This window comes from Streptococcus sanguinis, assembly GCA_013378335.1.
Lineage (GTDB): Bacteria > Bacillota > Bacilli > Lactobacillales > Streptococcaceae > Streptococcus > Streptococcus sanguinis_I.
The window spans coordinates 172,077-184,524 of sequence record CP040556.1; the positions used below are offsets into that span (position 1 = coordinate 172,077).

10 protein-coding genes, 1 tRNA gene and 3 pseudogenes are annotated in these 12,448 nt (G+C 44.6%); 11 read left to right on the forward strand and 3 right to left on the reverse strand.

From position 1 onward, the window contains the following. Positions 1 to 113: 113 nt before the first annotated feature. Together FFV08_00960 and FFV08_00965 are read right to left on the reverse strand one after the other, a co-directional pair. Positions 114 to 806, reverse strand: coding sequence for an outer membrane protein assembly factor BamE (locus FFV08_00960; GenBank protein ID QLB51377.1), 693 nt, complete (start codon positions 804 to 806; stop codon positions 114 to 116). 134 nt (positions 807 to 940) lie between these two features. Next, positions 941 to 1,011, reverse strand: a tRNA-Cys gene (locus tag FFV08_00965). A gap of 306 nt (positions 1,012 to 1,317) precedes the next feature. Between FFV08_00965 and rpsB the strand changes: the two genes are divergently transcribed. Together rpsB and FFV08_00975 are read left to right on the forward strand one after the other, a co-directional pair. Continuing rightward, positions 1,318 to 2,100, forward strand: coding sequence for a 30S ribosomal protein S2 (rpsB, locus tag FFV08_00970; protein ID QLB51378.1), 783 nt, complete (start codon positions 1,318 to 1,320; stop codon positions 2,098 to 2,100). 72 nt (positions 2,101 to 2,172) lie between these two features. Next, a complete protein-coding gene (locus tag FFV08_00975) occupies positions 2,173 to 3,216 on the forward strand; it encodes an elongation factor Ts (protein ID QLB51379.1) in 1,044 nt (347 codons plus the stop codon). 104 nt (positions 3,217 to 3,320) lie between these two features. Here FFV08_00975 and FFV08_00980 read toward each other — a convergent pair. After that, positions 3,321 to 3,670, reverse strand: a pseudogene (locus FFV08_00980) (hypothetical protein). A 284-nt stretch (positions 3,671 to 3,954) separates the two neighbouring features. Here FFV08_00980 and FFV08_00985 point away from each other — a divergent pair. The 9 genes and pseudogenes from FFV08_00985 (at position 3,955) to FFV08_01025 (ending at position 12,423) form a co-directional block, all read left to right on the forward strand. Beyond that, positions 3,955 to 4,419 (forward strand): CtsR family transcriptional regulator, encoded by a 465-nt coding sequence (locus FFV08_00985; GenBank protein QLB51380.1) that lies wholly within the window; start codon positions 3,955 to 3,957, stop codon positions 4,417 to 4,419. After that, positions 4,420 to 6,849, forward strand: a complete 2,430-nt coding sequence (locus tag FFV08_00990) for an ATP-dependent Clp protease ATP-binding subunit (GenBank protein ID QLB51381.1) — start codon at positions 4,420 to 4,422, stop codon at positions 6,847 to 6,849. Positions 6,850 to 6,929: 80 nt separating this feature from the next. Then, positions 6,930 to 7,673 (forward strand): annotated as a pseudogene (locus FFV08_00995) (DUF4272 domain-containing protein). A gap of 57 nt (positions 7,674 to 7,730) precedes the next feature. Next, positions 7,731 to 8,201, forward strand: a complete 471-nt coding sequence (locus tag FFV08_01000) for an ECF transporter S component (GenBank protein QLB53252.1) — start codon at positions 7,731 to 7,733, stop codon at positions 8,199 to 8,201. Beyond that, positions 8,185 to 8,586 (forward strand): DUF4430 domain-containing protein, encoded by a 402-nt coding sequence (locus FFV08_01005; GenBank protein QLB51382.1) that lies wholly within the window; start codon positions 8,185 to 8,187, stop codon positions 8,584 to 8,586. Before FFV08_01000 ends, FFV08_01005 begins: the two co-directional genes overlap by 17 nt. Before the next feature lie 185 nt (positions 8,587 to 8,771). Next, positions 8,772 to 9,830: a transcriptional regulator gene (locus tag FFV08_01010; protein ID QLB51383.1), complete on the forward strand. Its 1,059-nt coding sequence runs from the start codon at positions 8,772 to 8,774 to the stop codon at positions 9,828 to 9,830. A gap of 21 nt (positions 9,831 to 9,851) precedes the next feature. Next, positions 9,852 to 10,667: pseudogene (locus FFV08_01015) on the forward strand (nicotinamide riboside transporter PnuC). 56 nt (positions 10,668 to 10,723) lie between these two features. Beyond that, positions 10,724 to 11,506, forward strand: a complete 783-nt coding sequence (locus tag FFV08_01020; GenBank protein ID QLB51384.1) for an NUDIX hydrolase — start codon at positions 10,724 to 10,726, stop codon at positions 11,504 to 11,506. Between the two features lie 167 nt (positions 11,507 to 11,673). Next, the gene (locus tag FFV08_01025) at positions 11,674 to 12,423 is read left to right on the forward strand and encodes a hypothetical protein (protein QLB51385.1); all 750 of its coding nucleotides are present in this window, start codon (positions 11,674 to 11,676) and stop codon (positions 12,421 to 12,423) included. The last annotated feature ends 25 nt before the right edge of the window (positions 12,424 to 12,448 follow it).

Genomic DNA, 12,448 nt, shown 5'->3' on the forward strand with positions numbered 1-12,448 from the left:
TCCGAACGATTAGGTTTGTCGACTCCTAGAACTGCTTAGTCTAGTATAGATAAGTGGGTAATTATCGAATAGAATGCTATAAAATCTAACGTTTAAAATAGCAAATTTACATTTTACGGTTCAACGATTTGATAGACTTTATCTTGATCGAACATGACGCTGTAATCTTTGCCATCCTGACCTTCCCATCCAAAAACGGTTGAGTGGCCAAAGACTGCAATTGTTTCTGGCCGTCCATGTTTAGCAACGACCTCCTGTGCAGACATCCCAGGTTCTACATCCTTGAGATTGCTGATTTTCTTAGGATTGGGTAGGCTTGCTGTCTTGGTAGTTGCTGCTCCCTGATCACTAAAACTTATCAAGATGCTGTAATCAGTTCCTCTCCAAAAGCCACCACTTCCCATATCTGAGTCAGCGGGTCCCATTTTGCTGACAACCTCATCTTTGGTGCTGGGAGTAGGACCAGCAGATCCGATAAGTGACTCGACTTTTATGGTTTTAAATTCAGCCCACTTTGGAATTTCGGGGATATCGCCAAGGGCTTCCAGAGCTTCTCCTTGGTCAATTAGGCTGATTTGAGCATTAGGATCCTTGCGAGTATTAGAGCTAGAAGAAGTAGAGTAGTCTTCATCTTCCTCACTGGAAGATGAGATTTTTTTGCTAGATTCCTTTGTTGGGGATGAACTTTTCGAAGCTTTGAGGGAGCTAGGTGTCTTTTTTCTTTGCTGCGTCTGCTTGGCAGGCATGCAGGCTGAGAGAGCTAGCAGAGAGAGAAGGCTGAGGGCATAGAAGCTAACTTTTTTCATAATTAATCTTTTTTCCTTTCGCCGATGATGAATGATACTTTTACAGTCTACATTATATCAGCAAAATTTGCTAGAAACAATAGGAGATGAAATGAAAAAAGCCCTTCGAGGGGCTTTTAGAAATATGTTTATAAAGGCGGTAGACGGATTTGAACCGACGATCAAGCTTTTGCAGAGCCGTGCCTTACCACTTGGCTATACCGCCGCAACTCTTACTATTCTATCGTAAATACTTGCTTTCGTCAAGAGTCTTTCATAGTCAAAGCAGAAAATGTTAGACGCTGCCATTCTGAACGCTTCGGGAACAAATGTTCAGCTGAGAAGTTGAATTCGTACTTAGTGGCAGAAAATCCAGTAAATGCCTTGTCAAAGAGCTGCGCTTTTGTTATAATAGAGGGTGCCGTGTAAATGGCGAAATACTCATTTTAGATGAATTGTGGAACTGTTGCCCTCGGGTGGTCCTGCGAGCTGAAATCTAAAAGAGGAAAAAAACAAAAAGGAGAATTTACTCATGGCAGTAATTTCAATGAAACAACTTCTTGAGGCTGGTGTTCACTTTGGTCACCAAACTCGTCGCTGGAACCCTAAGATGGCTAAGTACATCTTCACTGAGCGTAATGGTATCCACGTAATCGACTTGCAGCAAACTGTAAAATATGCTGATCAAGCTTACGACTTTATGCGTGATGCTGCTGCTAACGATGCAGTTATCCTCTTCGTTGGTACTAAGAAGCAAGCTGCTGACGCTGTCAAAGAAGAAGCAGAACGTTCAGGTCAATACTTCATCAACCACCGTTGGTTGGGTGGGACTCTTACAAACTGGTCTACTATCCAAAAACGTGTAGCTCGTTTGAAAGAAATCAAACGCATGGAAGAAGACGGAACTTTCGAAGTTCTTCCTAAGAAAGAAGTCGCTCTTCTCAACAAACAACGCGCTCGTCTTGAAAAATTCTTGGGCGGTATCGAAGATATGCCTCGCATCCCAGATGTGATGTACGTAGTTGACCCTCATAAAGAGCAAATCGCTGTTAAGGAAGCTAAGAAATTAGGTATCCCAGTGGTTGCTATGGTTGATACTAACACTGATCCTGATGATATCGATGTTATCATCCCAGCTAACGACGATGCAATCCGTGCGGTTAAATTAATTACTGCGAAAATGGCTGATGCTGTTATCGAAGGCCGTCAAGGTGAAGATAGCGTTGAATCAGTAGAAGCAGAATTGGCTGCAACTGAAACTCAAGCAGATTCTATCGAAGAAATCGTTGAAGTTGTTGAAGGTTCAAACGAATAATCAGTAAACTAACCTAAAGGGGCGGGGCTCAGCCCAGCTCCTTTATTTAAATTAAAACATAGGAGAAGAAAAATGGCAGAAATTACAGCTAAGCTTGTCAAAGAATTGCGTGAAAAATCTGGTGCTGGTGTCATGGACGCTAAGAAAGCACTTGTTGAAACTGATGGTGACATCGAAAAAGCGATTGAATTGCTTCGCGAAAAAGGTATGGCAAAAGCAGCTAAGAAAGCTGATCGTGTTGCCGCTGAAGGTCTGACAGGTGTTTACGTAAACGGTAATGTTGCCGCTGTTGTTGAAGTAAATGCTGAAACTGACTTCGTTGCGAAAAATGCTCAATTTGTTGATTTGGTAAATGCTACTGCGAAAGTAATCGCTGAAGGTAAACCAGCTAACAACGAAGAAGCACTTGCTTTGACGATGCCTTCAGGTGAAACTCTTGAAGCTGCATACGTATCTGCAACTGCAACTATCGGAGAAAAGATCTCATTCCGTCGCTTTGCTTTAATTGAAAAGACAGATGCTCAACACTTTGGTGCTTACCAACACAACGGTGGCCGTATCGGAGTTATCTCAGTTATTGACGGTGGAGACGATGCTCTTGCTAAGCAAATCTCTATGCACATCGCTGCGATGAAACCAACTGTTCTTTCATACAAAGAATTGGACGAGCAATTCGTTAAAGATGAATTGGCACAATTGAACCACGTCATCGATCAAGACAACGAAAGCCGTGCAATGGTTGGTAAACCAGCCCTTCCACACTTGAAATACGGTTCTAAAGCTCAATTGACTGATGCAGTTGTTGCGCAAGCTGAAGAAGATATCAAGGCTGAATTGGCTGCAGAAGGCAAACCAGAAAAGATCTGGGACAAGATCATCCCAGGTAAAATGGATCGCTTCATGCTTGACAATACTAAAGTTGACCAAGCATACACACTTCTTGCACAAGTCTACATCATGGATGACAGCAAGACAGTTGAAGCTTACCTTGAATCAGTAAATGCTTCAGTAGTTGAGTTCGCTCGCTTTGAAGTTGGTGAAGGTATCGAAAAAGCTGCTAACGACTTTGAAAACGAAGTAGCTGCAACAATGGCTGCAGCTCTTGGTCAAAACTAATCGTTTTTAGCTTAGAACTAGAATGATAAAAAGGTCTGAGAATTTGCCTCAGGCCTTTTCATTTGTAGCATTTTGAAACATCCAGTTTAGAATGGTGAGCAGCATCACTTAGCTGCTTTTTCTCTTTCTTCCTTATGAGCAATCAAGCCATTGGTAAAAATCAACACCACCAAGAGAAAGAGCAGTGTGGTCGTTTGGGGTAAGTCAGGCTAAACTGGTAGACTTTGGTAATAAACAAAAGGGGCAGAGTAATCACCATCATGATCAGAAAGCTATACCATTTGACTCGGTTGCTGACCAGCTCCTGTTCGAAGAGCAAGGGAGCATAAAGACAGACGATGAGAGCTCCGATAGGAATATCAACATAATCAGCAGAAAAGATGGTGAAAATACTCAGAGCTGCAAAGAGCCATTTGAGTACATGACGAGAATAGTTGAGCCAATCCATTTTCATTGGATTATCCTCCTTGTTTAGATGATAGTTGGCGGGCAGGGGGTTCTGCCTGCCTTTTCCTTGTGGATTTCCACCTATATTATAACGCTTTAAAAGCAAAAAGCAAGCGGTTACACAAGTCTAGCAAAGCTTTTTCACTAGTTTGAATTATCAGACCTTTCAGTCATCCCTTTTTCTTTTAAAATAGAGACTTTTCCGGTATAATATTAGTCAAAGATAGTCAATGTTAGAGAAACAAGGAAAGAAGAGATTTATTCTGAAATTTTCAACTGGAAAGGGAAGTCATGGGTGCAAAAAACACATCGGATAGTATTGAAGCATATATCAAGTCTATTCTGGCTCAGGCAGGGATGGTTGAACTGAAACGCAGTGAGCTGGCTGATGTTTTTCAGGTGGTTCCCAGTCAGATTAACTATGTGATTAAGACACGTTTTACGGAAAGTCGGGGCTATATCGTTGAGAGTAAGCGTGGTGGCGGCGGCTATATTCGAATTGGAAAGATTGAATTTTCCGACCAGCATCAGATGCTTTGTGGCCTGTGCGACAGTGTGGGAGAGCGTGTCAGCCAGCAGGTTTTCACAGATGTTATTCAGCTTCTTTTTGATGAGAAGATTATGACTGAACGTGAGGGCAATCTAATCTTGTCAACAGCATCGGACTCGATTTTAGGTGATGGAGCTGCGGTGATTCGTGCCCGGATATTAAAAAAGATTTTACAACAACTAGACAGAAAAGGAATGGAATCATAAATGAAATACTCAAAAGCCTTAATAGAAAGCTTGGAAGCAGCCCAGCTCTTGGCCGGCCATTTTACGACAGATTATCTGGAATCATGGCATCTGCTGATTGCTCTGGCTAATAATCCCTACAGCGTTGCTGGTTCAGTTCTCAATGAGTTTCCTGTGGAAGTTGATGGATTTGAAGAAGCAGCTTTTCAGATTACTGGTCAGGCTTATCAGAAAGACGGTCACTTCGAGCTGCTGCCTTTTTCTTATCGTTTAGAGGAGCTGTTTGAGGAGGCGGGGCAGATTGCAGAAGCTGTTCGCGCTAAGCATGTAGGTACCGAACATGTGCTGCTGGCCATGTTATTTGATCGAGGGACCTTGGCCTCTCGTATCCTGGAATTTACCGGCTTTAGCTACGAGGACAAGGAGCAGGGGCTGAAAATCAGTGATTTGCGTAAGGTCTTGGAGCAGCGAGCTGGCTGGGGCAAGGAAGATATCAAGGCTATCCGCAGTCTGAATAAGGGAGTAATGGCTGCTAAGCAGACCATGGCTAATATGATGGGCATGCCGGCTTCTACCAGCGGAGGTCTGGAAGACTACACCCGTGATCTGACGGAGCTGGCTAGAGATGGCCGATTGGAGCCAGTCATTGGCCGTGATCAGGAAATTTCACGGATAGTTCAGATTCTCAGTCGCAAGACTAAAAACAATCCAGTGCTGGTTGGAGATGCTGGGGTTGGTAAGACAGCTCTAGCCTTAGGACTGGCTCAGCGTGTAGCAGCTGGTCAGGTTCCGGCTGAACTTGCTAAGATGCGGGTTTTGGAGCTGGACTTGATGAATGTGGTCGCTGGCACTCGCTTTCGCGGAGACTTCGAGGAGCGGATGAACAACATCATCAATGACATTGAAGAAGATGGTCATGTCATTCTCTTCATCGATGAGCTGCATACTATCATGGGCTCTGGCAGCGGTATTGACTCGACCTTGGATGCGGCCAATATCCTGAAACCGGCTCTGGCTCGCGGAACATTGCGGACAGTTGGTGCTACGACGCAGGAAGAGTATCAGAAACATATTGAAAAAGACGCTGCTCTTTCTCGGCGTTTTGCCAAGGTCAGCATAGAAGAGCCGAATGTGGCTGACAGCATTGCTATTTTGCAAGGCTTGAGAAAGAGCTATGAGGACCATCACAAGGTGCAGATCAGTGATCAGGCTATCGAGACAGCGGTCAAATATGCCCATCGCTATCTGACCAGTAAGCACCTGCCTGACTCTGCCATTGATCTTTTGGACGAGGCCAGTGCGACAGTGCAGAATAGAGGACCGCAGAATTATGAGCAGTCGGATTTGACACCAGTGGATCAAGCCTTGATGGCAGTGGATTTCAAAAAAGTCTCGAAGTTGCTTAAGCAAGAGCAGCAACCCAAGCTCTATAAACTGAAAGTGGAAGAAGACGATGTCTTGGCTACTCTTAGTACTTTATCTGGGATTCCTGTGCAGAAGCTGACCCAGACCGATGCCAAGAAATACCTCAACTTGGAAACAGAACTGCATAAACGCGTGATTGGGCAGGACGAGGCGATTTCAGCTATCAGCCGAGCTATCCGACGAAACCAGTCTGGTATCCGCAGCAGCAAGCGGCCGATTGGCTCCTTTATGTTCCTAGGTCCGACAGGAGTCGGGAAGACAGAGCTAGCCAAGGCCTTGGCCGAAAGTCTCTTTGATGACGAGTCTGCTCTCATACGATTTGATATGAGTGAGTACATGGAGAAATTCGCGGCTAGCCGCCTCAACGGAGCGCCTCCAGGCTATGTAGGCTATGAAGAAGGAGGGGAGCTGACGGAGAAGGTGCGCAACCGACCTTATTCTGTCCTGCTCTTTGACGAGGTGGAAAAGGCGCATCCAGATATTTTCAATGTTCTCCTGCAGGTCTTGGATGATGGTCAGCTGACTGACAGCAAGGGCCGCAAGGTGGACTTCTCCAACACGATTATTATCATGACCAGCAATCTGGGAGCAACCAGTTTGCGGGATGATAAAACGGTGGGCTTTGGGGCGCGGGATATTCGCTTGGACCATGCCAATATGGAAAAACGGATGCTGGAAGAACTCAAGAAAGCATATAGACCAGAATTTATCAACCGTATTGACGAGAAGGTAGTCTTCCACAGCTTATCTGCAGAAGATATGCAGGAGGTGGTCAAGGTTATGGTCAAACCGCTCATTGCCAGTCTTGCTGAGAAGGGAATTGAGCTGAAGTTTCAGTCTAGTGCACTTAAGCTGCTGGCTCAGGAAGGCTACGATGTGGAAATGGGAGCACGGCCATTGCGCCGAACTCTGCAGACTCAGGTAGAGGACAAGCTGTCTGAACTCCTCTTGACAGGAGATTTGACGACGGGTCAAACACTTAAGGTCGGAGTTAAGGCTGGCCAACTCAAGTTCGAAGTGGCTTAGAAAGCCAAGTCTGCAATGAAAATTTTCGCCTGCGATTAGCCCTTGATTAGATAGATACTCAACAGTTATTTCATCATTCAATGAAACTGGAAATTGAAGGATTGGAGGCTGATATGTCGTTTTTTAGAGATTTGTTTGCTGGCAAGAGGGCCAGAGTGAAAACACCAGAAGAGCGCAAGGCGGCTAGTATCCAGCGCTTGAAAAAGGAGGGAATTCCTTACATTGAGCATTTGCCGTTTATCGAAAGTGCTGAGCAGGTACGGCCGCGCTCGTTAGAAGAAATTGCGCGACGGGCTATTACCAGCCTCTTGATTATTCAGGCGGCCTTGGATATCGAAAATAATAATTATAATGAGGAGAGCCGCCAGTGGCTGCAGGATAAACTGCAGCAATACGGGGTGCAGGAAGAGCTGACGCCTAAAGAAAGGGCGGTTTTGGAAGATCGTGCCGACCCAGTAGCTATCATCAATATGGTTTGGAAATACGAGGCCTATTAGTCCCTGATTTGGTACTTAGGTCTAGTAGATGCTTTGCCGTTTCCAGATAAAATTTGTGATTGTGATGCTGCTATTGATACAGTCGCTAGTGCGGTTGATTTTCAGGAATTTCTGGGCAAATGCCAACCTCGCAGCTTAGAGGAGGTGCTGGATGAGGATGATTTGATTTATCGTTATCATTGGGCCTGTGTTGATGCTCGGATTCATGACCAGCCAGCGCCGGCAGGACTTGATGAAAGTGTTGTTCTGGAGAGGCGATTTGGCCTTGACTGGCTGTTGGGACTGAATACGGCCCAAGACTGGGATGCTGTTGAGCTGCATACCTAGTCCAACTTCTCTTGATTCACTTAATTAGAAAAGGAGGTACCTTTGTCCGCTCGTAAAATGGCTAAAATTGCCATCCTATCGGCTCTATGTGTGGCCTTTCGCTATGCATTTTCCTTTTTGCCCAATGTGCAGCCTATCTCAGCTATCTTTTTCCTGATCGTTATCTTTGAGGATTTGCAGACTTCACTCCTAGTGATGGCTGTGACGATGTTTACATCAGCCTTTCTTTTGGGGATGAGTCCGATCGTCCTCTTTCAGTTGCTGTCCTTTGGACTAATTCTTTGCCTTTGGCGGCTGCTCTATCCTCGGTTAAATTTAGTGGGACAGGGAATAGCAGCAGCTCTCCTATCCTTTGGCTATGGCATTGCCATCGATACACTGACAGCCTTGCTGTACAACTATCACTGGTGGTCTTATGCGATTATCAACGCTTTGACCTTCAATATAGCGCACGGACTGTCGACCTTGTTTTTTTACCCACTCTTGTACCCTATTTTAAGGAGGCTCTATAATGAAAAAAATCTTTAGTTTGCTCACACTTGCTTTTGCCCTTCTCCTTGTAGGTTGCGGCAGCAGCCAGACAAATACTGACAAGAGCTCTAGCTCCGCTGATTCTTCTGTCAAAAAGGAACTGAAGATCAGCATCAGTATTGCTCCAGAAGGTCAGGAAAAGAGCGAGAAAACGGTGGCTGTCGAAGAAGGAAAGACAGCCATGGATGCTTTGAAGAAGGCCTATAAGGTCGAAGAAAAAGATGGTTTTATCACGTCTATTGACGGTCATGCTCAGGATGAGGCAAAGGGCCTCTACTGGATGTTTAAGGTCAATGGAGAAATGGCTCCTAAGGCAGCCAATCAAATCACTGTCAAGGATGGAGACAAGCTGGAATTCTACCAAGAAGTCTATCAGCAATAAATCTTTTATAAAAAGAATCTGATGCTTAAGGCATCGGGTTCTTTTTTGTATCCTTGGAGCAGCTTTAAAGTTTCTGAAAATATTTTTATAAAATTTTATAAAAAACTATTGACAAAAAGAAAATATAGTTTATAATAAAAACATAGAAAGAACAAAATATAAAAAACAATAAAAAGGATAGACCTATGAAAGAAAAAATTGCAATCGTATTTGGAACCTTTGCTCCCTTGCATCAGGGGCATATCGATTTGATTCAGAAGGCTAAGCGTTCTTATGATAAGGTGCACGTGGTGGTTTCTGGTTATCAGGGAGACCGTGGGCAGGAAGTAGGTCTGTCTCTGCAGAAGCGTTTTCGATATACGCGGGAGACTTTCGCAGATGATGAGTTAACACAGGTTTATAAGCTAGATGAAACTTCCTTTCCTCGTTACCCTCTGGGTTGGGACAAGTGGCTGCCAGCTTTATTGGAGTTGGTGGGTTATGATGCAGAACGGGAGGAGTTGATTTTCTTTGTTGGAGAAGCTGACTATCAGGCGGAGTTAGAAAAGCGTGATTTCAAAACTTCTTTAGAGGCGCGCCAGTTTGGTATCTCGGCTACCATGATTCGGGAAAATCCTAGTTGTTATTGGAAATATATCGCCCAACCGTTCCGACGTCACTTTACCAAGAAAGTGCTGATTATGGGCAGCGCCAGCAATGGTAAAACGACTTTGGCCAAGGACTTAGCTCGTTACTATGATGCTCCGGTTAGTCTGGAATATGCTCGAGAATACCAGATTCAAAATAACGTGCGAGATGATGAGCTGACCCCTAAAGACTATTATTATTTGCTCTTAGGACAATATGCTCAGACTTCCCGATTAATTGACAGCAGCGCCAACCGTGGTCTGGTCGTGGCTGATACAAATTCGTTGGTAACCAAGGCCTACTATGATTACTATCTGAAAGAAAGTCCGGTTCAAGACGAGGAAACAGATACTTTTGACAATCTCTTTGCCAGCATCTTGTCTAAGGAAAAATGGGATTTAATTCTCTTTGCTGAGCCAGTTGGAGCCTATGTCAACGATGGCTTTCGCGATATGAGTATGGCAGATGAGGCTATACGAAGTGATTTTTCAAGCTATCTGAAAAAGCTGAAGGAGCAGTGCTTGGCTCATATTCCGACGGTCTATCTGGCTGGCAGTTATTTGGACAATTATCAGGCGGCCAAAGAAGCAATCGACATGATTTATCAAGCGGATTAAAAAAGAAAGTGGTAAAATAGAATGGTAGTAAAAAATCAAAAACTCTCTCCTGTAGCTCTCTCCGCAGGACTAAAACAAAAATCTCAAACCTTTGTTCAGAATTTCCGCAATGTCTGTGCGGCAGCTAAAAAAGAAGGCTTTGTCGGTATTGCAAACTTACTTTGGCAGGATTTATTTGGCGGGCGCAGCTTGACTCAATGGCTCTACTTGATTGCTCTTTCCAGTCTGCCTTTCATTCTGGAGTTCACCAGTGGCCAGGAGTAGCATGACTGGCTGGGACTCTTTGCTTCCTGGACAGGAATCGTCTGCGTTATTCTAGTAGCCGAGGGGCGGGCCAGCAATTACCTATTTGGAGCTATTAATTCGGCAATTTACCTCCTATTGTCCTTTCAGGCTAGCTTTTACGGAGAAGTGCTGACTACAGTCTACTTCTTCATCATGCAGCCGATTGGCCTTTATACTTGGCTGTCCAACCGGGTCAATGAGCAAGATAAGGATGAGCCTTCTCATTTTGAAGCTAAGAAGTTAGACTGGCGCGGCTGGCTTAAATATCTGGCCTTGACGGCTTTGATTTGGATTGGTATGGGCTATGCCTATAAGAGCATTCACAGTCATCGGCCTTTCCGCGATAGTGTGACAGATGCGACCAATGGTATCGGTCAGCTTCTCATGACTGGTCTCTACCGCGAGCAGTGGATTTTCTGGATTGCGACCAATCTCTTCAGTATCTATCTCTGGTGGGGTAGCAATCTCCATATCCAGGCCATGTACTGGGTATATACTCTCAATAGTATCGTCGGATGGTATCAATGGACCAAGGCAGTGAAGAAAGCTTAGAGTAAGAGTTGGAGGATTTTTGATAGAAAAAGATAGCTTAGGAAAGGAAGAAACTCATGACCAAACAGGATATCCCAGCGGGAATGTCAGAAAAAGAGTACTATGAAACCATGGCGGATGAGTCCGCCTTTTTGGCATGGTACAAGACACAGGATTTACCCAAGTATGAGACACCTAGCGTAACAGCAGATATGGTGGCTTACTGTTTTGTGGATGGTCAGGTGAAACTCTTGGTCATCAAGCGCAAGGCCCACCCTTATCAGAATAAATATGCCTTAGTCGGAGGTTTTGTGGACAAGCATGAGGATGCCTATCAAGCCTGCATTCGGGAAGTAAAGGAAGAGGTGGGGCTGGAGATACCGCTGGAAAAGGTGGAGCAACTGATGACGGTTTCTACTCCAGGACGTGATCCGCGCGGTTGGGTCATCACCATTGCCCATCTGGTCTATCTGCCGGCCATAGCAGTAGATCAAGCGCAAGCTGGGGATGATGCCAAGGAAGTCACCTTTCTTGATGTTGACTTTAAGACTAGTAGTTTTAGAGCCGGTGAGCGGCTCCTGACAGCAAAGGACTTTGCCTTTGACCACTACCAAATCCTGCTGGAATCTATCAAGCGGATTCAGGGACGACTGGACTGGAATCCAACTTTTCTCCATCTGCTGGAATCACCGTTTACAGTCTATGAAGGGACTGAGCTGGTCAATCTCATCTCGCCTAGACGACCTATCGTCAGCAATAATTTTTTAGTGAAATTTGGAGAATACTTGGAGGAGGCTGGTGTCAAGCGCGTGCCAAAGAAGAAGCCGAGAAAAGTTTATCGGCTTAAGGTAGAAAAATAAAATTAAAAGAAAGTTGATCATATATTTCTCTTGCAGGACAAATTTGTCCTGTTTTTTCATTTTTAATTACGAATAGATAAGTAGGAGCGAGTTTCTCATGACAAAAGAAGCAGATTGAGAAACAGAATTTCGCTTGAGTAAAAAATTTTTTGAAAAATCTTGTATAAATGATTGACATAGTAAATTTACAGTGTTACAATAATGTTACAAAAAGATTTCTAAATATTACAAGGAGACAAAAGATGAAAACACGTACTTATACAAAATTGATGGCAGCTGCAGTTCTGGCTTCTAGTTTGCTTTTAGGGGCATGTGGTAAGAAAGAAGAAAGTACAACAAGTGCTAGTTCTAGCAAGACTGTTCAGACTTCCTCTAGCTCAAAAGCTGCGTCATCCAGCAAGGCCAGCGCTTCTCCTAAGGCTAGTAATAGCGCTTCTTCAGAAGGAGCAGTTAGCCAGCCTGGACAAGCCGAAGCTCCTGCTGGTCAGCAACAGTCTACTGTCGAAGCTCCTCAAGCCCAACAAACGCAGCCGCAGCAAGCTTCAGGTCGACAAAACACTCAGACTCAAGCAACTCAACCAGCCCAAGCACCAGAAAGCAATCGTCAGCTTCAAAATAAGCAGGCAGCCAGCAATGCTCGCTATAAAGGTGTCTTGACTATGGTGGATGGGGATTTCTCAGCCGCTGCTGGAACTTGGAAGGATGCCAATGGAAATACTGTGACCGTATCAGGTAACGGCCAATTCACCGTCCAGTCTGCAGATGGAAAGACAGATAATTATTCCATTGCTTCCTACTCTTATACACTGGATGATGGAAAATACAATGCTCAATTAAGCGGCCAAGGCAATGCCAATCTGCAGATTACAACAGGAGCAGATGGTTCAGTAACAAGCGTTGTGGTAACTCAACCTTAAACATAAGGAAAAAGAGAGTGGCACA

Coding starts and splice junctions, on each gene's coding strand:
- FFV08_00960 (QLB51377.1), bottom strand. CDS start 806: ATGAAAAAAGTTAGCTTCTATGCCCTCAGCCTTCTCTCTCTGCTAGCT.
- rpsB (QLB51378.1), top strand. CDS start 1,318: ATGGCAGTAATTTCAATGAAACAACTTCTTGAGGCTGGTGTTCACTTT.
- FFV08_00975 (QLB51379.1), top strand. CDS start 2,173: ATGGCAGAAATTACAGCTAAGCTTGTCAAAGAATTGCGTGAAAAATCT.
- FFV08_00985 (QLB51380.1), top strand. CDS start 3,955: ATGGGTGCAAAAAACACATCGGATAGTATTGAAGCATATATCAAGTCT.
- FFV08_00990 (QLB51381.1), top strand. CDS start 4,420: ATGAAATACTCAAAAGCCTTAATAGAAAGCTTGGAAGCAGCCCAGCTC.
- FFV08_01000 (QLB53252.1), top strand. CDS start 7,731: ATGGCTAAAATTGCCATCCTATCGGCTCTATGTGTGGCCTTTCGCTAT.
- FFV08_01005 (QLB51382.1), top strand. CDS start 8,185: ATGAAAAAAATCTTTAGTTTGCTCACACTTGCTTTTGCCCTTCTCCTT.
- FFV08_01010 (QLB51383.1), top strand. CDS start 8,772: ATGAAAGAAAAAATTGCAATCGTATTTGGAACCTTTGCTCCCTTGCAT.
- FFV08_01020 (QLB51384.1), top strand. CDS start 10,724: ATGACCAAACAGGATATCCCAGCGGGAATGTCAGAAAAAGAGTACTAT.
- FFV08_01025 (QLB51385.1), top strand. CDS start 11,674: ATGATTGACATAGTAAATTTACAGTGTTACAATAATGTTACAAAAAGA.